Annotated in this window: 20 protein-coding genes, 1 tRNA gene and 1 other annotated feature; of the genes, 1 reads left to right on the top strand and 20 read right to left on the bottom strand. The window is 41.5% G+C overall.

All coding sequences use genetic code 11. From position 1 onward, the window contains the following. Window positions 1-13: 13 nt before the first annotated feature. On the bottom strand, window positions 14-847 hold the full coding sequence (locus tag B0I26_RS06305) for a cytochrome C assembly family protein (protein ID WP_111644611.1): 834 nt from the start codon (window positions 845-847) through the stop codon (window positions 14-16). 16 nt (window positions 848-863) lie between these two features. Further along, window positions 864-2213: a glutamyl-tRNA reductase gene (gene hemA, locus B0I26_RS06300; RefSeq protein ID WP_111644610.1), complete on the bottom strand. Its 1350-nt coding sequence runs from the start codon at window positions 2211-2213 to the stop codon at window positions 864-866. Between the two features lie 411 nt (window positions 2214-2624). Between hemA and B0I26_RS06295 the strand changes: the two genes are divergently transcribed. Next, entirely contained in the window at window positions 2625-3110 is a 486-nt protein-coding gene (locus tag B0I26_RS06295) for a LiaI-LiaF-like domain-containing protein (RefSeq protein WP_111644609.1), read from the top strand. A 76-nt stretch (window positions 3111-3186) separates the two neighbouring features. Here B0I26_RS06295 and yihA read toward each other — a convergent pair whose 3' ends face one another. The 18 genes from yihA to rph form a co-directional block, all read right to left on the bottom strand. Further along, window positions 3187-3768, bottom strand: coding sequence for a ribosome biogenesis GTP-binding protein YihA/YsxC (gene yihA, locus B0I26_RS06290; protein WP_111644608.1), 582 nt, complete (start codon window positions 3766-3768; stop codon window positions 3187-3189). After that, window positions 3765-6089 (bottom strand): endopeptidase La, encoded by a 2325-nt coding sequence (gene lon, locus B0I26_RS06285; protein WP_111644607.1) that lies wholly within the window; start codon window positions 6087-6089, stop codon window positions 3765-3767. The genes yihA and lon overlap by 4 nt, the downstream gene beginning before the upstream one ends. A 190-nt stretch (window positions 6090-6279) precedes the next feature. Next, entirely contained in the window at window positions 6280-7941 is a 1662-nt protein-coding gene (gene lonB / locus B0I26_RS06280; RefSeq protein ID WP_111644606.1) for an ATP-dependent protease LonB, read from the bottom strand. 181 nt (window positions 7942-8122) lie between these two features. Further along, window positions 8123-9388, bottom strand: a complete 1266-nt coding sequence (gene clpX / locus B0I26_RS06275) for an ATP-dependent protease ATP-binding subunit ClpX (protein WP_111644605.1) — start codon at window positions 9386-9388, stop codon at window positions 8123-8125. A 262-nt stretch (window positions 9389-9650) separates the two neighbouring features. After that, window positions 9651-10937, bottom strand: a complete 1287-nt coding sequence (gene tig, locus B0I26_RS06270) for a trigger factor (RefSeq protein WP_111644604.1) — start codon at window positions 10935-10937, stop codon at window positions 9651-9653. 180 nt (window positions 10938-11117) lie between these two features. Continuing rightward, window positions 11118-12125, bottom strand: a complete 1008-nt coding sequence (locus B0I26_RS06265; RefSeq protein WP_111644603.1) for a tetratricopeptide repeat protein — start codon at window positions 12123-12125, stop codon at window positions 11118-11120. Between the two features lie 241 nt (window positions 12126-12366). Beyond that, a complete protein-coding gene (gene leuD / locus B0I26_RS06260; protein ID WP_111644602.1) occupies window positions 12367-12963 on the bottom strand; it encodes a 3-isopropylmalate dehydratase small subunit in 597 nt (198 codons plus the stop codon). Between the two features lie 12 nt (window positions 12964-12975). After that, the gene (leuC, locus tag B0I26_RS06255; protein WP_111644601.1) at window positions 12976-14391 is read right to left on the bottom strand and encodes a 3-isopropylmalate dehydratase large subunit; all 1416 of its coding nucleotides are present in this window, start codon (window positions 14389-14391) and stop codon (window positions 12976-12978) included. Between the two features lie 13 nt (window positions 14392-14404). After that, window positions 14405-15520, bottom strand: coding sequence for a 3-isopropylmalate dehydrogenase (gene leuB / locus B0I26_RS06250; RefSeq protein ID WP_111644600.1), 1116 nt, complete (start codon window positions 15518-15520; stop codon window positions 14405-14407). Between the two features lie 15 nt (window positions 15521-15535). Next, entirely contained in the window at window positions 15536-17083 is a 1548-nt protein-coding gene (locus B0I26_RS06245) for a 2-isopropylmalate synthase (protein ID WP_111644599.1), read from the bottom strand. After that, window positions 17070-18095, bottom strand: a complete 1026-nt coding sequence (gene ilvC, locus B0I26_RS06240) for a ketol-acid reductoisomerase (RefSeq protein WP_111644598.1) — start codon at window positions 18093-18095, stop codon at window positions 17070-17072. The genes B0I26_RS06245 and ilvC overlap by 14 nt, the downstream gene beginning before the upstream one ends. Before the next feature lie 28 nt (window positions 18096-18123). Beyond that, window positions 18124-18642, bottom strand: a complete 519-nt coding sequence (ilvN, locus tag B0I26_RS06235) for an acetolactate synthase small subunit (RefSeq protein ID WP_111644597.1) — start codon at window positions 18640-18642, stop codon at window positions 18124-18126. Further along, entirely contained in the window at window positions 18639-20357 is a 1719-nt protein-coding gene (gene ilvB, locus B0I26_RS06230) for an acetolactate synthase large subunit (RefSeq protein WP_111644596.1), read from the bottom strand. Before ilvB ends, ilvN begins: the two co-directional genes overlap by 4 nt. A 72-nt stretch (window positions 20358-20429) precedes the next feature. After that, window positions 20430-20751, bottom strand: a binding site (T-box leader). 12 nt (window positions 20752-20763) lie between these two features. Then, the gene (ilvE, locus tag B0I26_RS06220; protein WP_111644594.1) at window positions 20764-21666 is read right to left on the bottom strand and encodes a branched-chain-amino-acid transaminase; all 903 of its coding nucleotides are present in this window, start codon (window positions 21664-21666) and stop codon (window positions 20764-20766) included. A gap of 293 nt (window positions 21667-21959) precedes the next feature. Continuing rightward, window positions 21960-22033: transfer RNA gene (locus tag B0I26_RS06210), tRNA-Arg, on the bottom strand. A 647-nt stretch (window positions 22034-22680) separates the two neighbouring features. Continuing rightward, window positions 22681-23196, bottom strand: coding sequence for a metallophosphoesterase family protein (locus B0I26_RS06205; protein ID WP_111644592.1), 516 nt, complete (start codon window positions 23194-23196; stop codon window positions 22681-22683). Next, window positions 23193-23807, bottom strand: a complete 615-nt coding sequence (locus tag B0I26_RS06200; protein ID WP_111644591.1) for an XTP/dITP diphosphatase — start codon at window positions 23805-23807, stop codon at window positions 23193-23195. Before B0I26_RS06200 ends, B0I26_RS06205 begins: the two co-directional genes overlap by 4 nt. Then, on the bottom strand, window positions 23804-24565 hold the full coding sequence (gene rph, locus B0I26_RS06195) for a ribonuclease PH (RefSeq protein WP_111644590.1): 762 nt from the start codon (window positions 24563-24565) through the stop codon (window positions 23804-23806). Before rph ends, B0I26_RS06200 begins: the two co-directional genes overlap by 4 nt. Between the last annotated feature and the right edge of the window lie 51 nt (window positions 24566-24616).

Here is a 24616-nt window from a genome sequence, read left to right as displayed (position 1 = left end):
TTTTTTTCCTCCATCATGAATACCAAAAATGAAATCTCGACAAACTTCCGAATAAAAAGAAGTTGATTAATAAAAATAAAAATGAGCCGATATTCAAAAGAGCAATTTCTTTTCCTTGAACTTCCTTAACAATTCGTTTGTAAAAATAAAAGCTGTAAATGCCAAGAACGGCGAAAGAGCCCAACACTTTTGCATCGTACCAATGAAACTGCTCGATTTTTATATAAGCCCAAATTACTCCAAGAATAAGCCCTAATAATAACATAGGCATTCCGATAATATTTAAAACATAGGACATATGATCGAGCTTTGCTAAATCTTCTATTCTGAGAAGCCTTTTTCCCCATTTTTTCTGTTTGAGCAAATTATATTGCAGGATATATAACAGCGAAAAAACAAACGAAAGGGAAAAGGCGCCATATGCTAAAATGGTCATTGTAATATGAATCATTAAAAGCTCTGAAACGAGCTGCTCCGCAACAGCTGGAGATTGATGCTGCACAGGTGCGAACGTATGGATAGCTAACACCAAAAAGCCTAATACGTTCGTAAAAAAAATGAGAAAATCGATGCGCATTAAGCGGTTAATGATAAGCGATAACGTAATTAACACCCATGCATAAAAATACAGCCCTTCAAAAATCGAAAGAACTGGAAATCTTCCTGTTTCAATAATTCGAAAAACGAAAAAAAAGGTTTGAAAAACCCAAACAATAGAAAGCAACCAGAAGGCGACACGATTGGCCTTCCGGTTATTGTCAAGAAAATCTATAAAATATAGCAACACAGACAAAGCATATAAAATAATCGACAACTCATATAATCTAGTGATATTCATCTCTAACATTCGTTAAATTCCTCTCTTAAGACTGCAGAGATGGTTCGATCGATAGTTTGCTTGTTGTATCACCGTTCATGCGATAAGCATTTTCTTTTTGCGCCTGTACTGCCTCTTCAATGTTAAAAATTTTCATAAACAGCTGAAGCGCCTCTTCTGCGTTTGGCTCTGCCGCCAGCTCTTTCGCGCGCAAAATCGGGTCGCGCAACAGTTGATTGATGATGCTTTTCGTATGCTTATTTAATACTTTCCGATCGCGTTCTGACAAATGCGGCAGCTTCCGTTCAATACTTTGCATCGTCTCCGCTTGAATCGCCAGCGCTTTTTCACGCAAAGCAGCAATGACCGGCACAACCCCAAGCGTGTTGAGCCAGTGACGAAACTCAACAATCTCTGCTTCAATCATTATTTCAATTTGTTCTGCTGCTTTTTTCCGTTCCTCTAAATTCGCTTCAACGATTCCTTGCAGGTCGTCAATATCATATAAAAAGACGCTTTCCAATTCCGCCAACGCCGGATCTAAATCGCGCGGAACGGCGATATCGACCATAAAAAGCGGACGGCCTTTGCGCATTTTTTCAACGCAGCTCATCATCTCTTTTGTAATAACATAACTTTTCGCACCGGTAGAGCTGATTAAAATGTCCGCCTCAACAAGCGCACATTGCAGCTCAGAAAACGGCCTTGCCTGTCCGGAAAAGCGTTCTGCCAAACCTTTTGCTTTCGCAAATGTCCGGTTGATGACAGTCACTTTTTGTACGCCGCTTCCATAAAGGTTTTGTACCGCTAATTCTCCCATTTTTCCGGCGCCTAAAATCAACACATGCTTTGATTTTAAATCACCAAAAATCTTTTTGGCTAACTCAACGGCCGCATAGCTGACAGAAACAGCATTCGAGCCGATTTCCGTTTCCGAATGAGCCCGTTTGGCAAGTGTAACCGCCTGCTTGAACAACTGTTTAAAGATCGTACCGATTGTATTTTCTTCTTGAGCAAGAAGAAAACTTGAACGAACTTGCCCCAAAATTTGCGTTTCTCCTAAAATCATCGAGTCAAGTCCGCAGGCGACGCGAAATAAATGCTCGACAGCCGCTTCATCTTCATATATTTTCAAATATGGAGTAAACACTTCTTTATCAAGATGAAACCAATCCGCTAAAAACGACTTTATATAGTAGCGCCCAATATGCAACTGGTCGACAACGGCGTAAATTTCCGTACGGTTGCACGTAGAAACAATGACATTTTCGAGAATGCTCTTTTGCTCTTTTAACATATTCATCGCTTCAGCTAGTTCCGCTTCGCTAAACGTCAATTTTTCGCGAATTTCTACAGGGGCCGTTTTATAGTTTACGCCGACAACAACAATATGCACTTTCCCATACCCCCCTAAAACTAAGAGTACATTGTCGTCTTCTCTCTATTATAACATGTCTATTTCTTTATTTAGCGAAAAAAATGTGAACACAATTTGAAACTATATGGTAAACTTTTAGAAGACAGTGTGGGTGATGTCTAGCTCGGCTCGCAACGTGTCAACTGCTTGAATCAACATCTTCGCTGACATGCGCCGAGTAATCGCAGGCGCAGCTAGTGGAAAATAACCTTCCTCCGTCGAAATGCAAGCATTTCTCGTCGGAAGAACATTTTCCTTACGGCGTTAGGCGCTCGCCTACGCTTTTCTGATTGTCTAGCTCGGCTCCGATTTTTTAATCCCCATATATGTACCTTAACAAAAAAGCGCGCATTCATCAAGGCAAGTGCATTTTGAACGAGGAGGATTTCCATGAAAAAACAAGGAATTTTCTCTGGCATTATTTTCATTGGATTTGGCCTTTATTTTCTCAGCGAACAGCTTCATTTTCCCTTTCTGCGCAGCCTGCAAAGCTGGCCGACATTATTGATGATTGTCGGTCTTGCTTTGCTTGGACAAGCGTATTACGCCAAAGAATATCAACAAATTTTCGCTGGAACGATTTTGTTTGGTTTTGGTCTCCACTTTCATTTTCTGCAATATGTTAAGGTGTGGCCAAACAATATTGGAATGCTTTTATTGATTATTGCAATTGGTATGTTACTCCATGCCCAAAAAACAAAATCCGGATTTGTTTACGGCTTATTTTTTTTACTTCTTTCATGCGTCCTGCTTTTTTATAACCGCATCAATCAATGGTTTAACTTCGTTGAAAGCGGAATTTCTATTTTATGGAAATTCTGGCCTGTTGGATTAATCATCGTTGGTACATATTTATTATTTATAAAAAAAAGGTAAAATATACTGTCACGTTCACCTGATAAAATAGAAACACCAGCCTCATCTAAAATACAAGACTGGTGTTTTTTATTATTTACATCCGTTGCTGCAGAGCTGCCCATGCTTCGTCTTTTCCTTGTCCTGTTTCCGATGAAAAGATGATGACGGGGTCGCCTTCAACAACGTTTAACGTTTCACGGACGACTTTTACATGCTTTTGCCATTTTCCTCTTGGAATTTTATCCGCTTTTGTCGCGATAATCACCGTTGGAATCTCATAATGCTTCAAAAACTCATACATCATCACATCATCTTTTGTTGGTGCGTGACGCAAATCAACGATAAGAACGACGGCGCGCAACTGCTCGCGTGTCGTTAAATAGGTTTCTATCATTTTTCCCCATGCTTCACGTTCTTTTTTGGATACTTTCGCAAAACCATATCCAGGCACATCGACAAAATAAAAGGATTCATTGATAAGAAAGAAATTTAACGTTTGCGTTTTTCCCGGCTTTGAAGAGGTTCTCGCCAAGTTTTTCCGATTAATCATTTTATTAATAAATGAAGACTTCCCAACATTTGAACGGCCCGCTAAGGCAAACTCAGGAAGATGATTATTAGGATATTGTTCCGGTTTCACTGCGCTGATGACAATTTCTGCACTTGTTACTTTCATCGTTTTTCCCCTACCAATGCATGTTCTAATACTTCATCCAAATATGAAACAAGGACAAATTGCAAATCTTTTTTCACAATATCAGGAATATCATCCAAATCTTTTTCGTTTTCTTTTGGTAAAATGACTTTCTTTAAGCCGGCGCGATGGGCGCTCAATGTTTTTTCTTTTAGCCCCCCGATCGGAAGAACGCGTCCGCGCAGCGTAATTTCGCCGGTCATGCCAACATAGCGGCTGACAGGACGGCCCGTTAAGGCGGAAATTAATGCCGTTGCGATCGTAATTCCCGCAGAAGGTCCGTCTTTTGGCACTGCTCCTTCAGGAACATGAATGTGAATATCGTATTTTTCATGAAAATCCTCATCAATGTTTAAGTCTGCCGCCTTTGAACGAATATAGCTAAATGCCGCTTGCGCTGATTCTTTCATCACATCACCCAGCTTTCCTGTTAAGACAAGCTTGCCTTTTCCAGGAGCTAAAGATACTTCAATCGAGAGCGTATCCCCGCCAAACGGCGTATAGGCAAGCCCGGTTGCTACGCCGACTTGGTCTTCCAGCTCCGCCTGTCCGTAACGATACATGCGTTTTCCTAAAAATTCCTTAAGATTTTTCTCTGTAATGACAACGCGTTTGCGCTCCTCAGAAACAAGAAGTCTCGCAGCTTTGCGGCAAATCGTAGCAAGCTGCCGCTCCAATCCACGAACACCGGCTTCCCGCGTATAATAGCGAATAATATGTAATATCGCTTCATCGCGGATTTGCAGCAAACTTTTTTTCAGGCCATGCTCTTTCAATTGTTTCGGAAGCAAATGCTGCTTAGCAATATGCAGCTTTTCTACTTCCGTATACCCGGCGATCGTGATGATTTCCATTCTATCTAATAACGGCCCTGGAATCGTTGCTAAGTTATTCGCTGTCGCAATAAACATGACTTTTGATAAATCGTACGGTTCTTCGATGTAATGGTCACTAAATGCATGATTTTGTTCCGGATCTAATACTTCCAACATTGCCGCTGCTGGATCACCGCGAAAATCGCTTGACATTTTATCAATCTCATCAAGCAAAAACACCGGATTAATCGTACCAGCCTTTTTCATTCCTTGAATGATTCTTCCCGGCATCGCTCCAACATATGTGCGGCGGTGACCGCGGATTTCCGATTCATCGCGAACACCGCCTAACGAGATTCTTACAAAATGGCGGTTAAGCGATTTCGCAATAGAACGTGCTAACGATGTTTTCCCCACGCCCGGCGGTCCTGCTAAACAAAGAATCGGCCCTTTTAGCGATTTCGTTAACTGTTGTACTGCTAAATATTCGAGCACCCGCTCCTTTACCTTTTCCAATCCGTAATGTTCTTCATTTAAAATCGTTTCTGCCCGTTTAATATCGAGAATATCTTCCGTTTGCTTTGTCCATGGAAGGGCGATAAGCCAGTCAAGATAATTTCGAATCACAGCGCTTTCCGCTGAAGTGGCAGGGATTTTTTCATATCGTTCCAGCTCTTTTAACGCTGTTGCTTTTACATGATTTGGCATGCCTGCTGCTTCAATCTTTACTTTGAGTTGTTCAACTTCTCCTGTTTTTCCATCTTTTTCACCGAGCTCTTTTTGAATCGCCTTCATTTGTTCACGCAAATAATACTCCTTTTGCGTCCGTTCCATCGATTGTTTAACGCGCATACTAATTTTTTTCTCAAGTTCCAATACTTCTTTTTCATTATGAAGAATTTGAATAATTTTATTAACGCGCTCTTTCACATCGACCGTTTCCAATATGGTTTGCTTTTCTTCCAGTTTGAGCGGCAAATGAGAAGCGATAATATCCGCCATGCGCCCAGGTTCTTCAATATCGACAACAGACGCATAAAAATCATTGGAAATTTTTTTAGAAAGATGTATGTATTGTTCGAAATATTCGAGCATTGTTCTCTTTAATGCTTCAGTTTCAAGATCTTTTGCCACTTTGTCTACAAATTTTTGCACTTTAACGATAAAACAAGGTTCTTCAGCGGTTATTTCAACGATTTTCGCCCGTGCTATTCCTTCAACTAACACGCGAAACGTTCCATTTGGAAGCTTTAATAGCTGTTTTACGCGAGCTAACGTTCCCATTTGATACATTTCATCTATTTCCGGCTCATCAACTGACACATCTTTTTGCGATGTTAACAAAATAATATTATCTTCCACCATTGCCTTTTCAAGGGCTTGAACGGATTTCTCGCGCCCTACATCAAGGTGCAACACCATTGTCGGAAAAACGAGCAAACCTCTTAACGGCAGGAGGGGAACGATGATCTCTTTCTTTCTAGCCATTATGAACACCTCCATATCTCACTTCTATTCGTCTATTGTATAGCACGTTGTAACGTTTGTAAAATCGTATTACTTGTTCAATGATGGTCTCGGCATAAAAGAGAGAACGAGCTTTTAAGAATGGTTCTTATACAAACAAAGTTCGACTTCGATCAAACGGAATGGCCCAGATCGAAGCCGAACATCATCTTTAAATCGATTCTTTTTCAGAAATAGGAGCTGACGCCGGGATAGCGTGCTCATCCTTTTTAGCCAAGGCAACAGCAAATACTTCATGTAAATGACGAACAGGGATAATTTCAATTCCTTCCATTTCTTTTAAAATAGATTGCATATTGTCTGCAGGAATAATCACCTTTTTCGCACCTGCTTGTTTGGATGCTTTAATTTTTGGAAGGACACCGCCAATCGGTTTTACATTACCATGAATGCTAATTTCTCCTGTCATCGTAACCGTACGGTCTACGGGAATATTATAGATGGCTGAATAAATCCCAGTTGCCATCGCAATTCCCGCTGACGGGCCGTCGATTGGAATCCCGCCCGGAAAATTTACATGAATATCATAAAGATCAGCCGGTACTCCCATTGAACGCAAGACAGTAATAACATTTTCAAGCGAACCGCGAACCATGCTTTTTCTTCTTATCGATTTTTCACGGCTGCCAATACTTTCTTCCTCAACGATCCCGGTAATATTAATCGTTCCTTTTTCTTTCGCTGGCAGCACCATTACCTCAATTTCTAGCAGCGCCCCCATGTTGGGACCATATACCGCTAAACCGTTCACTAATCCGACTGTTGATTTCTCGGCAATTTTCTTTTCGTATCTTGGCGATAACTGACTGGAGTCAATCACCCACTCAATATCTCTTTCTAATATTGTTTCACGTTTTTCAGAAATGGCAAGACTAGCGGCAATTTGCATCACATTTACTGCTTCGCGGCCGTTGCGGGCATATGCGGCAAGGGTACGAATACCGTTCTCCGAAACCTTTAAGCATACCTTTTCTGCAGCTTTGCGGGCAATAAGCGTGATTTCTTCTTGGTCAAGTTCACGGAAAAACACTTCTAAACAACGTGAGCGAATCGCAGGCGGTATTTCGTTTGGCGTCCTTGTCGTTGCACCAACAAGGCGAAAATCAGCAGGCAGACCATTTTGAAAAATATCGTGAATATGGTTTGGAATCTGTGGATTTTCTTCACTGTAATAAGCGCTATCGAAAAATACTTTTCGGTCTTCAAGCACTTTTAATAATTTATTCATTTGAATCGGATGAAGCTCTCCAATCTCGTCAATAAATAATACTCCGCCATGCGCATCGGTTACAGCTCCCTGCTTTGGCTGCGGAATTCCCGCTTGTCCCATCGCTCCTGCTCCTTGATAAATCGGATCGTGAACGGAGCCAATAAGCGGATCGGCAATGCCGCGTTCATCAAACCGCGCTGTTGTTGCATCTAATTCGATAAACACAGCGTTCTTTTTAAAAGGAGAAAGCGGATTTTTTTTCGCTTCCTCCAGCACAAGACGAGCAGCAGCTGTCTTCCCGACTCCCGGCGGTCCGTAAATGATGACATGTTGTGGGTTAGGGCCGCATAATGCCGCTTTTAATGCTTTAATTCCATCTTCTTGCCCGACAATGTCTTCAAAGCTTTTCGGTCTTACTTTTTCTGCCAATGGCTCTGTCAATGAAACGGAGCGCAATTTCCGCAGCTGTTCCATTTCTTTTCGCGATTCTTTATCAATGGAAATTTTTTGTGTTCTTTGATTTCTTAGCAAATTTAAAAAGTACAGCCCGATAATCACTCCAAAAAATAATTGTACGAATAAGGCGAGGTTCGTCCAATTCATCGTCAAATATCCTCCTGCATTTCGATATTTTTAGTATGTATAGTATCTCCTTGCAGGAGGTGGAATAAACGAAAAAAAAAGACGAAATAATCAAGCAGGGAAAAGTAAAGGGACTGCCTTTTCCGTTTGATGGTTATGAATCGGAAAGGAGCAGCCCCATATGGAATCAGTCTAATCTAAGTTATGCGGACGTTTTCTTGCCTTCCTCTATAACGGTTCCGTCGTGGCGAATCAATTTTGGCGGCATGTTTCCGCGGACGGTCTCTGCAGTAATGATACATTTTTTTACGTCTTCCCGCGAAGGAAGCTCAAACATTACATCGAGCATAATTCCTTCAATAATGGAGCGAAGACCACGCGCACCTGTTTTACGCTCAATCGCTTTTTTCGCGATTTCTTTTAACGCTTCCTCTTCAAACTCAAGTTCCACATCATCTAACTCCAGCATCTTTTGATATTGCTTCACAAGCGCATTTTTTGGCTTTGTCAAAATATCAATAAGCGCTTCCTCATCTAATTGTTCAAGGGTTGTAATGACCGGCAGTCGTCCGATAAATTCCGGGATTAAGCCGAATTTCAGCAAATCTTCTGGAAGCACTTTAGATAATAACGTTTTGTCGTCAAGCTCCTCTTGATTCACCTCGGCACCAAAACCGATGACTTTCTTGCCAAGGCGGCGCTTAATGATCGGTTCAATGCCGTCAAACGCACCACCGCAAATAAAAAGGATGTTTGTCGTATCGATTTGAATAAACTCTTGATGCGGATGCTTGCGGCCGCCTTGTGGAGGTACGCTTGCAATCGTTCCTTCTAAAATTTTTAGAAGCGCCTGCTGCACACCTTCTCCTGATACATCGCGCGTAATCGACGGATTTTCTGATTTGCGGGCAATCTTATCAATTTCATCAATATAAATAATCCCTTTTTCTGCCTTTTCTACATCATAATCAGCGGCTTGAATTAATTTCAAAAGAATATTTTCGACGTCTTCACCAACATAACCAGCTTCTGTTAAAGATGTCGCATCGGCAATCGCAAACGGTACATTTAAAATACGGGCAAGCGTCTGAGCAAGAAGCGTTTTTCCGCTTCCTGTCGGTCCAATCATTAAAATGTTGCTTTTTGATAATTCTACATCATCAATTTTGCTGTTGGAGTTAATTCGTTTATAATGGTTATAAACCGCTACCGCAAGCGATTTTTTCGCGGCGTCTTGTCCGATGACATACTCATCTAAAATTTCACGAATTTCCTTTGGTTTCGGAACGTCTTTAAACTCCACTTCTTCCTCGTTGCCTAATTCTTCTTCTACAATCTCCGTGCATAGCTCAATGCACTCATCGCATATGTATACGCCTGGACCAGCGACTAATTTGCGAACTTGGTCCTGTGTTTTTCCACAGAAAGAACATTTTAGCTGCCCTTTCTCATCATTGAACTTAAACATCGTTTCACCCCTTGTTATATAAAAATGAAAAGATAACGGTTATTAATATGTACTTTTTCCACTCTCCACAAAACAGTAACGAAAAACGTTATGTAATGGTCATTGTATCATAAATGACTATCAAAACGCTAATAAAAAATACAAACGCATTCGAAAAGTTAGAAAATTTAAACTTATCCTCCTTATTATATTATTATAACAGCTCATTCCTTTATTAAAGAACAAGGCACGATCATCTCGCGCCTTGTTTTTTACTTAATTATTATGCAACAATTTTGCTGTTTTCAACAAGAAAATCAATCGCTTTTCTTAATTTTAAATCTTCTTTAATGCCTTCAAGGCTTCCTAACATGTTCTTTAAGCTTTCGACTTCGATGCCGTACATTTTAGACATTTCTTCTAATTCTTTATTGACATCATCTTCTGTCACTTCAATATTTTCTGCTTTTGCAATTGCTTCTAGCGTCAAGGAAACACGCACGCGCTTTTCAGCATCTTCTTTCATTTGTTCGCGCAATGCTGCTTCATCCTGACCGGAGAATTGATAATATAACTCAAGATTTAAGCCTTGCATTTGCAGACGTTGTTCAAATTCTCTTAACATGCGGTCTGTTTCATTTTTCACCATCACTTCAGGAATATCAATTTCTGCGTTTTCTGCTGCTTTTTCTACTACCGTGTTGCGAAGCGTTGTTTCAGCTTCGTTCTTTTTCGTTTCTTCTAATCTTTGTTTAATTTTTGCTTTTAATTCATCAAGCGTTTCTACTTCTTCATCTACGTCTTTTGCGAACTCATCATCGAGCGCTGGAAGCTGTTTCGTTTTAATTTCGTGAACTTTAATTTTGAATGTAGCCGGTTTTCCTGCCAATTCTTTTGCATGATACTCTTCCGGGAATGTTACTTCGATTTCTTTTTCAGCACCAGCTTCCAAGCCTACTAGTTGCTCCTCGAATCCCGGAATAAACGTGCCTGAGCCGATTTCTAAAGAATAGTTTTCGCCTTTTCCGCCTTCGAATGCTTCACCGTTCACAAAACCTTCGAAGTCGATCACAGCTGTGTCGCCGTTTTCAATTTTGCCGCCTTCTTTTACAACCAATTCAGCATGACGTTCTTGAAGACGTTTAAGTTCATTTTCTACATCTTCATCTGTGACCGTTGTATCGATTTTTTCAACTTCAAGACCTTTGTATTCACCTAATTTTACTTCAGGTTTTACTGTTACTTTTGCTGTGAAAATTAAGCTTTTTCCTTTTTCCATTTGCTCGATGTCAATCTCAGGGCGGTCAACTGGCTCGATTCCTGTCTCTTCGATTGCTTTTGCATATGCTTCAGGCAATAAAATATCCAAAGCGTCCTGGTAAAGTACTTCCACACCAAAACGCTTCTCAAAGAGAGCGCGTGGAATTTTTCCTTTACGGAATCCTGGAACATTAACTTGTTTCACTACTTTTTTAAATGCCGCATCTAAGCCTTCATTCACTTTTTCTGCATCTACTTCAACTGTAAGAACGCCTTGGTTCCCTTCGAGCTTTTCCCATTTTGCAGACATACTTTTCCCTCCAACACCTATTAATTATAGCTAAGATAATGAAAAGCTTGTCCAACATACATTTCATTACCCGATTCAACGATTGCAATGTATGTAGGCTTGCTGAAATATAAAAGATATGCGCAATACAACCATTATATTATAACATACAATGAGTTGCTTTCAACAGAAATCACGTATTCAAAATAAAGAAATTTCTTCTATTTCCCAAATCGATTGATAAAGAGGCTGGATTTGTTCATACGATACACCATAAAGCTTTGCGATATTTTTCTTATTGATTTTCAAGCCTTGATACTCGCACGCTGTTATATGCAAGACGGCAGCCCATTGTCTGCTTTCCTGACTTTCTGGAATAAACGGATAAAGTATATATAAATAACGGAGCCAAATACTTTCTGCCAACTGGTATAAACTTGGACTTTCCATACTAAGTTGTTTTTCTAATATGTATAACACTTCACTTGCCAAATCAGATTGTCTATTTTCGTTCAGTTCGCTTGGAATAACAGTTAATGCGTCACCAAATTTTTTGACGACAATGCGCTCAGCGATTCGTTTTGAAGTCAGCAGCTGTAATATCATTGTTTTTGTGAGTGGATTGTTCTTTTCATCAGCTAAATATTGCTTAAGAATCGGAAGAACGGAATGAATGTCTTCTTTTTCGAGCTGCTTAATAATCTTTATATGCTCCGTTGGATGATCGGATTGCAGCAATAGCTGTGCTAATTGCGTTAATTGTGTTGTTTCTTCTCTTTTTAGATCAATAGACGGCTGTTCACTCATTTTTGTACTGAAATGAAGTAAATTGATTAAATTTTGCCGAAACGCCGGAGCGATGTTATCGCTCTCTTCAAGAACGGCTCGAATCGTCATCATAACCTCATCATACTGCTGTAAATGGATAAGAATCGACAAATAAATTTGCAAAATTTGAAAATAGTCGCCTTTCCCTTCTTGCAGTATTTTGTAACAACGTTCCTTCGCCTGTACCATCTCTCCAAGTTCCAATAAACAAAGAACAATGCCAAGCTCCACGTCTGCATCAGTGGAATCTAATTCATAAGCTTCTTGCAGAAACGAAAGCGCTTCTTTATATTTTTTGGCCTGCAATCGTTCTAATCCCTTTTCTACGAGGCGTTCTTTTAGTTTAGGAAAATAAATAATTTTTCCTTTTTGTTTGTCCATTTCAATCCGCCTTTAACCAAATTTGTTTAACAGTTTACCAATGTTTTTCCGGAAACACAAGCAGGCATGTCATTTGCATGGATAGAAAAAGGGCCAGACTTTGGGCTGCCTATAAGCGTCTGACCTCACGTACATTTTACAATATATAGTTCATTTATCCAATGTTACGTCCTATATATTGTGTTGCAGGTCTGACACTTTGCATTTTGGCCAGCCTCAAAATCAGCCCTTAGTTATTGATTTAACAACGAATAGGATTATTTTTTTCCTCATATGCAGCAATATGCTTCTCATAAACAAATGTTAAATCGATTTCGTCCCAGCCTTTGAGCATTAATTGTTTACGATAAGGATCAATATAAAATGAGGCACGAAATCCTTTTTCGTCGTAGACAACTTGCTCCTCTAGCGAAATGGTTAATTCATAATCCGCGCTTAGCGATTCTTTTAATAAATAGTTGACGTCTTCTTTGCTTAGTTTTATCGGCAATAATCCATTTTTCAAGCAGTTATTGTAAAAAATATCGGCAAAAGAAGGAGCGATAATCGCCTTAAACCCGTAATCTTGCAAAGCCCATGGCGCATGTTCGCGCGATGAGCCGCAACCGAAGTTTTCATTGGCAACAAGAATGGTCGCCCCCTGATTTTCCGGACGATTCAGTTCGAAATCGGGATTGGGTTTTCCGCCGTCAAGATAACGCCAATCGTAAAATAAAAACTTGCCAAACCCTGTCCGTTCAATCCGCTTTAAAAATTGTTTTGGGATAATTTGGTCTGTATCGATATTGGCCCGGTCAAGTCCGGCGACTTTTCCTTTATGGATCGTAAATGGCTGCATGTCTTCTTCCTCCTATCGAACCGCTTCTTTTTCGAGTTTTCTCACATCAACAAACCGGCCGTAAATCGCGGCTGCGGCTGCCATTTTCGGACTTACTAAATGTGTTCGAGCCCCTTTTCCTTGTCTTCCTTCAAAATTGCGGTTGGATGTAGAAGCGCAATGTTCTCCTTCCGGCACCGTGTCCGGATTCATTCCGAGACACATGCTGCAGCCGGAATCACGCCATTCAAATCCAGCATCGATAAAAATTTGCGCCAACCCTTCTTCTTCCGCTTTCCGCTTCACTTGTTGGGAGCCAGGGACAACAAGTGCCCGCACGCCCGGTGCGACTTTCTTGCCTTTCACTACTTCCGCAGCCGCACGCAAATCACTTAATCGGGAATTCGTACAAGAACCGATAAATACGTGCTGAATCTTCACATCACTTATTGGCGTTCCCGGGGTTAGCCCCATATATTGCAAGGCCAGTTTGGCTGCTTTTCTTTCTGTTTCGGTAGCAAAATCCTCTGGATAAGGAATCGTTTCCTCAATCGATACGCTCATTCCCGGTGTTGTGCCCCACGTAACCATCGGCGCAATTTCCGATGCGTCAATTTCCACCGTTTTATCATATGTTGCCCCTTCATCTGTGGCGAGCTTGCGCCAACGCTCAACGGCTTTTTCAAATTCCTCGCCTTTTGGAGCATATTTTCTTCCTCTTAAATACTCAAAAGTCACTTCATCTGGGCTTACTAATCCGGCACGTGCTCCAGCTTCAATCGACATATTGCAAATCGTCATTCGTTCTTCCATTGACATGTTGCGAATCGCTTCACCAGTAAATTCGATAATATGCCCCGTTCCAAAATCAACGCCATATTTGCGAATAATCGCTAAAATCACGTCTTTTGCCGTTACACCTGGAGATAGTTTTCCGGAAACATGAACCTGCAATGTCTTTGGACGATGCTGCCATAGCGTCTGTGTAGCCAATACATGTTCTACTTCACTTGTGCCAATTCCAAATGCCAGCGCCCCGAAAGCACCGTGTGTAGATGTGTGGCTGTCACCGCAAACAATCGTTTTTCCCGGCTGCGTTAAACCAAGCTCCGGGCCAATGACATGAACAATTCCTTGTTCAGAGCTATATAAATCCGCAAGCGGAATCGAAAACTCACGACAGTTTCGTTCAAGAGCAGTAATTTGGTTTTTTGCCACCTCATCATGAATTTCAAAGCGATTGATGGTCGGAACGTTATGATCCATCGTCGCAAATGTTAAATCAGGGCGGCGCACTTTCCGTCCTTTTTGCCGCAGTCCCTCAAAAGCTTGCGGAGAAGTGACTTCGTGGATTAAATGTAAGTCAATATATAATAAATCCGGCTTTCCTTCTTCACGGTAAACAACATGATTTTCCCAAATTTTTTCAATGATCGTTCTCGGCTTCAACATTATCACCTCATTACGCATAAACAGCCATAATGCTTAAGATTGCTGAATCATCAAGAATGCGCGCTTTAATTTCTTCCACCATTTGTGTTGTTGAAACAACATGCTTTCCATTTTTAGCAACATCCGCTGTGCGATATCCAGCCGCCAACACTTGCTGGACTGCTTTCTCAATCGCATCGGCTTCCTGATGAAGCCCAAACGACAAACGAAGCATCATCGCACTTGATAAAATCATCGCAAGCGGATTTGCTTTATTTTGACCGGCAATATCTGGGGCTGAACCATGAATCGGCTCATACAAACTTGGACCTGATATTGATAAACTCGCTGATGGGAGCATTCCGAGCGAACCGGTTAATACGGAAGCTTCATCACTTAAAATATCACCAAACATATTTTCAGTGACGAGAACATCGAACTGCTTCGGATTGCGAATCAGCTGCATTGCCGCATTATCAACTAACATATGTTCAAGTTCAACATCCGGAAATTCCTTTGCTACTTCTTCAGCAATCTCCCGCCACATTCGGCTTGATTCTAATACATTCGCTTTATCGACAGACGTTACTTTCCTATTTCGCTTTTGGGCTAGTTCAAAAGCCGTCTTAATGATTCTTTTCATTTCTTCACGCTTATAATAGAGCGTATCAACAACTACTTCTTCACCGCTTTCGATGCGGCGTTCGCTCGGTTTTCCAAAATATAGACCGCCTGTTAACTCCCGAACAATCAACAAATCAGCATCTTTCACTACTTCTGCCTTCAGCGGAGAAGAGTCTGCTAAGCTATCATAAAATTTAACAGGTCGTAAGTTCGCAAATAAATTCATCTCTTTGCGAATCTTTAACAATCCTCTTTCGGGACGCAAATGCGGAGGATTGTGGTCCCATTTCGGACCGCCAACCGCTCCGAGCAACACAGCATCGCTTTCATTACACATCTGCAGCGTCTCATCTGGAAGCGGTGTTCCTTCGCGATCAATTGCCTCCCCGCCAATTAATCCATAAACAAACTCAAAATGATGGTCAAAACGCGTACCGATCGCCTTTAAAACTTCAACCGCGCCTTTTGCCACTTCCTTTCCGATTCCATCTCCCGGCAATACAGCGATGCGATATTTTCCCATGTTCATCCTCCTTCATTAGTTGATAGCTACTTTTTGATTTTCATCACGCATTTTTTCAATCACAAAGACGCGATTTACTGCATTAATATAGGCTTTTGCTGACGCTTCCAGCACATCTTGCGCCGTTCCTCTTCCGCTTGTTTCTATATCATTCACCCGCACTTTGACAAATACTTGCGCAAGTGCATCTCTTCCGCCGCTGACTGATTCAATCCGATAGTCTAATAGTTTTACTGTTGTTTGGAAGCACCGCTCCAACGTGTTATACAATGCTTCAACACTTCCTGCCCCTGTTGCTGCTTCTTGAATTTCGTTTCCTTTTCCATCTGTTAATACAACGACAGCTGTTGGAATTTGATTTGTGCCGTATTGAACTTGAATCGAAGAAAGCTGATAAAAGTCTTTAAACTGGTCAAATTTCTCTTCAAAAATCAATGCCACTAAATCATCATCGGTAATATCTTTTTTCTTATCCGCTAATTCTTTAAAGCGAACAAATAGTTTATTAATTTCTTCTTCTGTCAACGTGTAACCAAGCTCCGTAACGCGGTTTCGCAAGGCATGACGCCCTGAGTGCTTTCCTAGCACCATTGAATTGGATTGGACGCCGACAAGCTCTGGTGATATGATTTCGTATGTCGTTTTTTCTTTCAGCACCCCATCTTGATGAATGCCTGATTCGTGGGCAAAAGCATTTTTGCCGACAACCGCTTTATTTGGCGGTACAACCATGCCGGTCAACTTGCTCACTAAATTGCTTGTTCTCTTAATTTCCTGAAGATTTAAGCGCGTTGTTGCTTGATAGTAATCTTTGCGAATATAAAGGGCAACAGCGACTTCCTCTAAAGCAGCATTTCCGGCACGCTCGCCGATGCCGTTAATCGTTCCTTCAATTTGTGTTGCTCCATGCTCAACAGCGGCTAACGAGTTTGCTACCGCCATTCCTAAATCATCATGGCAATGAGCGGAAAGTGATACTTTTTCAATATTCTGAACATTTTTCATTAAATAAGTGAAAATTTCCCCGTATTCTTTTGGAGTAATATATCCGACTGTATCTGGTATATTAATGACATTTGCTCCTGCTTTAATCACTTCGGTAATAATCGTGGCCAAAAATGGTAAATCACTGCGACAAGCATCTTCCGCTGACCATTGGATAATCGGAAAATATTTTTTGGCGTACTTCACAGCGGAAACAGCTGTTTCTATCACTTCTTCCGGCTTCATTCGCAGCTTATACTGCATATGAATGGGAGAGGTAGCGATAAAAAGGTGAAGACGAGGTTCTGCTCCACCTTTTAACGCCTCCCATGCCGCGTCGATATCGCTCTGCACCGAGCGTGAAAGCCCGGTGACAGAACAGTTTCTGATTGTCTCCGCAATTTGTTTGACGGCTTGGAAATCTCCTTTAGAAGCGGCAGGAAAGCCAGCTTCAATAATATCGACGCCTAAACGTTCTAGCTGTCGAGCAATTTCTAGTTTTTCATTTAAATTCAAGTTCACACCAGCTGATTGTTCTCCATCGCGCAACGTTGTATCGAAAATGTTAATTTTTCGCACTGGTAACCACCGCTTCTTTCTGTTTTTGTTTAACAAATGGCATCATTTCCCGCAATTTGCGGCCAACCTCTTCAATGAGATGTTCATTTTCCCGTTTGTTAATGGCATTAAATACAGGGCGATTAGCTTGGTTTTCTAAAATCCACCCTTTAGCAAATGTACCAGATTGAATATCTTCAAGTACTTTTTTCATTTCTTCTTTTACAGCAGCGTTAATGACGCGCGGACCAGAAATGAAATCGCCCCACTGCGCTGTATCGGAGATCGAATAGCGCATTCCTGCAAGACCTCCTTCATACATGAGGTCAACGATCAGCTTGAGTTCATGTAAGCACTCAAAATAAGCTACTTCAGGCTGATATCCTGCCTCCACTAATGTTTCAAATCCTGCTTTTACAAGCGAAGTTAATCCGCCGCACAATACCGCTTGCTCACCGAATAAATCGGTTTCTGTTTCTTCTTTAAACGTCGTTTCTAATACTCCTGCTCTTGTAGCACCGATCGCTTTTGCATAAGCAAGCGCTGTTTCTTTTGCTTCTCCTGTCACATCTTGATAAACGGCGATCAGCGCAGGAACTCCTGCTCCTTCTGTATATGTGCGCCGCACTAAATGTCCCGGCCCTTTTGGCGCAACAAGAAATACATCGACATCTTTTGGCGGAACGATTTGATTAAAATGAATGTTAAATCCATGAGCAAATACTAATGCGTTTCCAGCCTTCAGCTCAGGCTCAATTTCTTCTTTGTATACTTTTGGCTGATGTTCATCCGGAAGCAGCACCATAACTACATCAGCTTCTCTTGCTGCTTCACGAACGGTACGAACGGCAAAGCCATCTTTTTCCGCCTGATCCCATGACTTTCCTGGTCGAAGACCAACGATAACGTTCACACCGCTTTCCCGCAAGTTTAACGCATGTGCGTGTCCTTGAGAACCGTATCCGATGATTGCCACCGTTTTATTTTGTAAATAAGCTTCCTTTGCATCTCCGTTATAGTAAACTTTTGCCATATTGTTTTCTCTCCCTTTTCGATATTTTTTAAATAATAAATGCTGTTTTATTGGCAGCGGCACTTTTTTGCGAGCCGCGTGTAAACGCTGTTGTTCCAGTTCTGGCGATTTCTTTAATTCCATAAGGTCTAAGCAAGTCGATGAGCGCTTCGACTTTGTCTGATTCTCCTGTAACTTGAACAACAAGGCTTTCTCGGCTTACATCAACAATCGAAGCGCGGAATGGTTCAATCAATGTGTATACTTCATTACGCATAGCAGGACTGACAGCTACTTTAATAAGTGCTAATTCACGGGCAACAATGGCTTGATCGGTAATATCCGTTACTTTGAGCACGTCAATTTGTTTGTTTAACTGCTTTGTAATCTGTTCTGCAATGCGTTCATCTTCAACATTGACGACGAATGTCATTCGCGACACGCCTTCTGTCTCTGTATGTCCAACGGTAATGCTCTCAATATTGTAATGACGTTTTGTAAACAACCCGGTAATTCGATTCAAAACACCTGGACGATTGTTGACCGTCATTGTAATAATTCGTTTCACAGTTTCACCCCCACCATTTCATGCAACCCTTTGCCAGGTGCGACCATTGGATATACATTTTCATCAGCAGTCACATGAAAATCAAGCAACACCGGCTCATTTGTCGAGAACGCTTCTTTTAAAACTCTTACAGCTTCTTCCTCATTTTTCGCCCGAAAGCCTTTAATTTTATAAGCTTCAGCTAATTTTACAAAGTCTGGTTGATTAGGAATTAAAGAATGTGAATAACGTTTTTCGTAAAAAATTTCTTGCCATTGCCGAACCATTCCGAGAGACTGGTTATTCACAATGACTATCTTAATTGGAAGATTGAGCTCGTGAATCACAGATAGCTCTTGCAGCGTCATTTGAAATCCAGCATCGCCGACAATCGAAACAACAGTCGCTTTTGGCTCAGCCAGCTGCGCACCAATGGCAGCCGGAAGTCCGAACCCCATTGTCCCAAGTCCTCCCGAAGTGACCCAGCGATGCGGTTTCGTAAATTTGTAATATTGTGCAGTCCACATTTGATGCTGTCCAACGTCCGTTGTAACGATAGCTTCTCCGCCTGTCAGCTCATAAATAAGCTCAATTAACTTTTGCGGTTTTATTGTGTTGGCATCGTTTTTATACATAAGCGGGTACTCTTGTTTCCATTTTCTCAGCTGTTCGTGCCATGCCGCAGTATCTCCCGGCTTCCCTTCCTGATGAATCAGCTCTTTCAACGCTTCTTTTGCATCGCCGACAACCGGAATTTGTGTCGGAACGTTTTTCCCAATCTCCGCTGGGTCAATATCGATATGTGCAACGGTTGCTTTTGGCGCAAAATATTTTAAATTTCCTGTCACCCGATCATCAAAACGCGCTCCAATATTGATCAATAAATCACATTCGTATAACGCCATGTTCGCTGTGTACGTGCCATGCATACCAGCCATTCCTAAAAACAGAGGATGATCTGCCGGGAATCCACCTAAGCCTAATAGTGTATGGACAACTGGAATATTCTGCTGCTCTGCATATTGTTTAAGCTCATCTGCAGCGTTGGCATGAAGCACGCCAGCACCAGCTAAAATCACCGGTTTTTTCGCTTGGCTTACCGCTTCAACTAGCTTGCGAATTTGTAAATGATTCGGGCGGATAGTTGGCTGATACCCCGGCAGCTTCACCTCTTGCTCATAATCAAATTCCGCTTCAAGCGTCGTAATATCTTTAGGAATATCAATTAATACAGGACCGGGACGGCCCGTTGTAGCAATATGGAATGCTTCCTTAATAATTCTTGGCAGTTCATTAATGTCGCGAACTTGATAATTATGTTTTGTAATTGGCATTGTAATTCCAACAACATCAGCTTCCTGAAATGCGTCAGATCCAATGACATGTGTAGCAACCTGTCCTGTAAATACAACAAGCGGAATCGAGTCAATCAGCGCATCTGTCAAACCTGTTACGATATTAGTAGCTCCAGGGCCTGATGTAGCAATGACAACTCCCGGCTTTCCGGAAATTCGTGCATATCCTTCTGCTGCATGAATGGCTCCTTGTTCATGCCGCGTCAATACATGAAATACACCTGAATCATACAACTTGTCATAAATCGGCAACACCGCGCCGCCTGGATAACCAAAAATCACTTCAACCTTTTCTGCTTTTAATGCTTCAACCAACATCGATGCCCCGCTGATTTTTGTCTTTTGCAGCCTTTTTTCTTCCACTTTCATCTTTGTCGTCATCCATCCTTCCCCCTAAAAAATTATTGAACTAAAAAAACCTCTTCACCCCATACAGACCTTCTCCTCGAAAGTCAAAGGGGCGAAAAGGTTCACTTTCCGCGGTACCACCCTTCTTCGTGGTCATCACGACCACCTCACGAGTGCATTCCCGCAAGTGTCCATCCTCCCATAATCGCTTATTTCCAATGGTATGGGGATCTGACATTTGCTTTTGGAACACACTCATTTTAATAACGAGTGGAAATTTTCCACCCGGCCAACCCTACTAGTCGGTCACGTTCAGGCTGGCGCTCAGAGGGGAGTTCATCAAGCGGCGGCATCGCCGGTTTCCAGCTTCCCCGGCTCTCTGTAGATGCCTTCCCCGCTGACTACTTATCCTCTTCAACGCTTTTACTTTATTAAAAAATTATCCTACATTCGCATTAGAGCCTTGATATACTTTTACACCTTCAGTAACAACCCGCTGTCTGAAAGCATCAAGCAGTCGTTTTGTATGTTCTCCCGGCACTCCATCGCCAATAACGCGGCCATCAACTTTAACAACAGCAATCACTTCGGCTGCTGTTCCGGTTAAAAATACTTCGTCAGCCGTGTAGACATCATGGCGAGTAAACGGTTCTTCTTTGACGACATAGCCAAGTTCTTGGGCAATTTCAATAATTGCATCACGCGTAATTCCTTCAAGGGCGCCGACATATCCAGGCGGTGTATAAAGCACGCCGTTTTTCACGATAAATACGTTATCGGCCGATCCTTCAGCGACATATCCTTGATCATTTAACATGATCGCTTCGCTGACATTGGCTAAGTGGGCTTCAATTCTTACTAAAACGTTATTCAAATAGTTAAGAGATTTCACTTTTGGGCTGAGAACATCCGGACGATTCCGTCGCGTTGGAACTGTAATAACCTCAATTCCTGTTTCATACAAATGTTTCGGAAAAATCGCTAACGGTTCGACAATAACGACAACTTGCGGTTTTTTACACTTGTAAGGATCAAGCCCCAAATCGCCAACGCCGCGGGAAACAACGACGCGAATGTAAGCATCCTGATACCCATTTTTTTGTATTGTCTGAATAATAATGTCTGTTAGTTCTTCTTTTGTGTAAGGGATATTAAGCAAAATAGACTTTGCCGATCTATAAAGCCGATCAATATGTTCTTTCAAGCGAAACACGTTTCCGCTGTAGACGCGAATTCCTTCAAACACTCCATCTCCGTATAAAAAACCGTGATCATAAACAGAAATTTTCGCGTTTTCTTTCGTAACAAATTCATCGTTTAAAAAAATCCATTGTTCATTCACTGTTATTCCCCTCTTCCCTTGCAAGTAGCACTTTCCTTAGCTGCACTTCCATTTATTTATCGAACTTGTTTGACTTGTTTGAAAATTATCATACGACCAATCCTAAGAAGAGTCAATACCATTTTTGTAATATTTAGATTTATTAGAATATTTGTATGCGCTTTCATTGCGGTGAAATCAAGGATTTTAAGATTTAAAAAATTTTTACTTCGTTCATTATCCTGGTTTAAGAAATACATTTTTAAGACAAACAAAAACCTCTCTTTCCAAATCCGGAAAGAGAGGTTTTCACACGTCCCAGGAGAGATTCGAACTCCCGACCGACGGCTTAGAAGGCCGCTGCTCTATCCTGCTGAGCTACTGGGACACAGTATTAAAATTATATTTGATTTTATTGCTACTTTCTCAGTTTTTACCGCCGCCCCACTCTCAGTAAGCTTATTCAAGAAGCGGCTCGAGTGGTGCGCTGATGTTACTTCAATGATGCAAATTCGATCGTGCTCTATCCTGTCCCTTCCTCTCCTCGTTTATTCGAGGATGATGGATGCGTCGGGACAACTCGCAGCCAACTCATCGATGTATCGCTCGTTGCTGAGCTACTGGGACACAGTATTAAAATTATATTTGATTTTATTGCTACTTTCTCAGTTTTTACCGCCGCCCCACTCTCAGTAAGCTTATTCAAGAAGCGGCTCGAGTGGTGCGCTGATGTTACTTCAATGATGCAAATTCGATCGTGCTCTATCCTGCCCCTTCCTCTCCTCGTTTATTCGAGGATGATGGATGCGTCGGGACAACTCGCAGCCAACTCATCGATGTATCGCTCGTTGCTGAGCTACTGGGACACAATGATATTCAATTTCAAAGACAGTTATTATTATAAACAACTAATGTCATAAAGTCAATACAATTATAAACGGAGAGGCTGACTCGCCTCACAGCCATCATATATAGTGCATAATTAGATGGGAACACTATATATGATGGTTTAGCGTGAGGCCAGACATTTTCAGGTCAGCCTAATCGTGAAAATGTTTGTGATAAAGATGGGATTTTATCGCCATGAATATCATAAAAATATACCGTTGCTTTTTCTTCATCGATCTCAAGTATGACATATGTTTTTTCTTTTCTCATGCGCGGCAAATATATACTTCCTGGGTTAATAAACAAAATGCCGTTGATGTTTTCCGCTCCGGCAATGTGGGAATGACCAAAACATACGACGTTTGCCCCTGTTTCTTGGGCGCGATAATAAAGATTCATTAATGTCATCTTTACATTATAGCGATGACCATGAGTGATAAAAAAGCGAACACCTTGAATGTCTTCCGTTCGTTCTTCCGGAAATTCCTTTGCAAAATCACAGTTGCCACGAACATACAAAAAATCTTGCAGTTCAGAGCTGCCATACGATAATTCGGAATCACCACAATGAATAAAAGCATCTACTTTCCCAAAATGGCGATTTTTTATTTCCTCAAGCTCTTTTGTTAATCCGTGACTGTCACTAACAATTAATACTTTCATTTCACTTGCTCCTCAGTATCAAAAATCTCGTCCCATATTTTTTCTAATTTTTTTAATGCATTCGCCCGGTGGCTAATTTTATTTTTTTCTTCTTTTGACAGTTCTGCCATCGTTTTTTGTTTCTCTGGTACATAAAAAATCGGATCGTAGCCAAAACCGTTCGTTCCCGTTTGTGTTTCTGCAATATATCCTTCACATGTTCCTTCGACTACAACGGTGCGCTGACGAGGAACGGCAACTGCCAAAGCGCAATGAAAGCGGGCTGTTCGTTTTTCAAAAGGAACCCCTTTTAATTCCTCAAGTACTTTAGCGATATTTTCCTTGTCATTTTTATGCTCACCGGCATAACGGGCAGAGTAGACACCTGGTCTGCCGTCTAATGCATCAACCGCCAACCCGGAATCATCGGCAATCACCACTTTATTCAAATAGTTGGCGATTGTTTCCGCTTTTAAAATCGCATTTTCGGCAAACGTTTCCCCCGTTTCTTCAACATCAGGAGCGTTTTCAAAGTCTAAAAGCGATTTTACTTCAACTCCTTTTTCAGCAAATAGCGTTTGAAATTCTTTTACTTTCCCAGCATTTTTCGTAGCGATAATAACTTCTTTCACTGTTCTCCCACTCTTTCCGAACATGGTATTTTCTCGACCAGATCTCCTAGTACTTGTTTTTGAATCTCGATCAGTTCACGAATTCCTATTTCTGCTGTTTCTAATAATTCGTTTAATTGCTCGCGGGAAAAAGTGGACTCCTCTCCTGTCCCCTGAATTTCAACAAAATTCCCTTCTCCTGTCATCACGACATTCATATCGACTTCCGCTTTAGAGTCTTCCGCATAATTTAAATCTAAAATGACCCCGTGTTCCGAATCAATGCCAACTGAAGTCGCAGCAAGAAAATCGGTAATCGGTAATTCCGCAAGTTTTTCTTCTTCTACGAGCTTAGCTAATGCTAACACCATTGCTACAAACGCTCCTGTAATCGATGCCGTGCGTGTTCCGCCATCCGCCTGAATGACGTCACAGTCAATCCAAATCGTCTTTTCGCCAAGTTTTTGCAAATCAACAACGGAGCGTAAAGCACGGCCGATGAGACGCTGAATTTCCATCGTACGTCCGGAAACTTTTCCCTTGCTTGATTCACGAGGATTGCGCTGCTCTGTTGCCCGCGGCAGCATCGCATATTCAGCAGTAATCCATCCTTTTCCTTCACCGCGCATGAACGGCGGAACTTTATCATCAATGCTGGCTGTACAAATCACTTTCGTATCTCCTATAGAAATAAGAACCGAACCTTCTGCATGTTTTATGTAATTTGTTTCAATATGTACTGGTCGCATCTGACGTTTTTCTCTTCCATCTACTCTCATTAAAAAGCAAACCTCCTTAGCGCTCTGAATAAACAGAAAGAGGCGGCTTCA

It is taken from the genome of Paranoxybacillus vitaminiphilus, assembly GCF_003259935.1.
Classification (GTDB): domain Bacteria; phylum Bacillota; class Bacilli; order Bacillales; family Anoxybacillaceae; genus Paranoxybacillus; species Paranoxybacillus vitaminiphilus.
This window is presented reverse-complemented; position numbering and strand designations above follow the sequence as displayed.

What these genes read in the sequence shown, in the direction of transcription:
- B0I26_RS06305 (WP_111644611.1), bottom strand. Translation starts at nt 847, where the DNA reads ATGTTAGAGATGAATATCACTAGATTATATGAGTTGTCGATTATTTTA.
- B0I26_RS06295 (WP_111644609.1), top strand. Translation starts at nt 2,625, where the DNA reads ATGAAAAAACAAGGAATTTTCTCTGGCATTATTTTCATTGGATTTGGC.
- yihA (WP_111644608.1), bottom strand. Translation starts at nt 3,768, where the DNA reads ATGAAAGTAACAAGTGCAGAAATTGTCATCAGCGCAGTGAAACCGGAA.
- lon (WP_111644607.1), bottom strand. Translation starts at nt 6,089, where the DNA reads ATGGCTAGAAAGAAAGAGATCATCGTTCCCCTCCTGCCGTTAAGAGGT.
- lonB (WP_111644606.1), bottom strand. Translation starts at nt 7,941, where the DNA reads ATGAATTGGACGAACCTCGCCTTATTCGTACAATTATTTTTTGGAGTG.
- clpX (WP_111644605.1), bottom strand. Translation starts at nt 9,388, where the DNA reads ATGTTTAAGTTCAATGATGAGAAAGGGCAGCTAAAATGTTCTTTCTGT.
- tig (WP_111644604.1), bottom strand. Translation starts at nt 10,937, where the DNA reads ATGTCTGCAAAATGGGAAAAGCTCGAAGGGAACCAAGGCGTTCTTACA.
- B0I26_RS06265 (WP_111644603.1), bottom strand. Translation starts at nt 12,125, where the DNA reads ATGGACAAACAAAAAGGAAAAATTATTTATTTTCCTAAACTAAAAGAA.
- leuD (WP_111644602.1), bottom strand. Translation starts at nt 12,963, where the DNA reads ATGCAGCCATTTACGATCCATAAAGGAAAAGTCGCCGGACTTGACCGG.
- leuB (WP_111644600.1), bottom strand. Translation starts at nt 15,520, where the DNA reads ATGGGAAAATATCGCATCGCTGTATTGCCGGGAGATGGAATCGGAAAG.
- ilvC (WP_111644598.1), bottom strand. Translation starts at nt 18,095, where the DNA reads ATGGCAAAAGTTTACTATAACGGAGATGCAAAGGAAGCTTATTTACAA.
- ilvB (WP_111644596.1), bottom strand. Translation starts at nt 20,357, where the DNA reads ATGACGACAAAGATGAAAGTGGAAGAAAAAAGGCTGCAAAAGACAAAA.
- B0I26_RS06205 (WP_111644592.1), bottom strand. Translation starts at nt 23,196, where the DNA reads ATGAAAGTATTAATTGTTAGTGACAGTCACGGATTAACAAAAGAGCTT.
- rph (WP_111644590.1), bottom strand. Translation starts at nt 24,565, where the DNA reads ATGAGAGTAGATGGAAGAGAAAAACGTCAGATGCGACCAGTACATATT.